Source organism: Paenibacillus sp. 01L418 (assembly GCF_056400045.1).
Window position 1 is genome coordinate 1 of sequence record NZ_JBFTSN010000814.1, and the last position, 930, is coordinate 930.

Genomic DNA, 930 nt, shown 5'->3' on the forward strand with positions numbered 1-930 from the left:
ACGTTCCCGGGTCTTGTACACACCGCCCGTCACACCACGAGAGTTTACAACACCCGAAGCCGGTGGGGTAACCCGCAAGGGAGCTAGCCGTCGAAGGTGGGGTAGATGATTGGGGTGAAGTCGTAACAAGGTAGCCGTATCGGAAGGTGCGGCTGGATCACCTCCTTTCTAAGGAAATACCCGRRCCCGATGAGGTTCGGATAAACTTGGCAGTTTATCGCTTACTCGTTGTCAGTTTTGAAAGAGTAAAGCAATACATAGATGAAGAACGAGGCGTTAGCGCCTGATCTGATTTCGTGGAATTGTAGTACGCTTTCTTTCAGTATGTCTAGTCATTCGTTTGGTGGCGATGGCGGAGGTGAACCACGCGTTCCCATACCGAACACGACCGTTAAGCCCTTCAGCGCCGATGGTACTTAGACCGCAGGGTCTTGGRAGAGTAGGACGTCGCCAAGCGGATTAAATCATACAAGYGARTTACCAACTTTTAGTGGTTGATTGTAACRAGCGAATATGTTAATCTAAYAYTCCTGCCGCGAAAGCGGTGGAAACAAATTGCACCTTGAAAACTGGATAACGAAAGAAAAAGAATTGCTGAAACATCCTTTAGCTACATTGATTTAATTGTTAGTGAAGGTTGTTCGTGATTGATGCGACTTCTTTTCGTTTTGTTTCAACYATTTGATGTCTYAGGAGATCAGAGAAACAAAATGAAAACGGCGSACAAGCCGAATCAMCMSGARCRATWGGTTAAGCTAGTAAGAGCGCACGGAGGATGCCTAGGCACCAGGAGCCGAAGAAGGACGTGGCGAACAACGATACCGCCCCGGGGAGCCGTAAGCAGGCATTGATCCGAGGATTTCCGAATGGGGAAACCCAKCTRTCGTAATGGAYAGTTACTACTAACTGAATACATAGGTTAGTAAGAGG

General features: G+C 47.8%; 3 rRNA genes. All 3 read left to right on the plus strand.

From position 1 onward, the window contains the following. Nucleotides 1–168: ribosomal RNA gene (locus AC1DSE_RS35830) — 16S ribosomal RNA — on the plus strand; the annotation flags it as partial. A 171-nt stretch (nt 169–339) separates the two neighbouring features. After that, a 5S ribosomal RNA gene (gene rrf, locus AC1DSE_RS35835) occupies nt 340–456 on the plus strand. A gap of 292 nt (nt 457–748) precedes the next feature. Further along, nucleotides 749–930: ribosomal RNA gene (locus AC1DSE_RS35840) — 23S ribosomal RNA — on the plus strand; the annotation flags it as partial.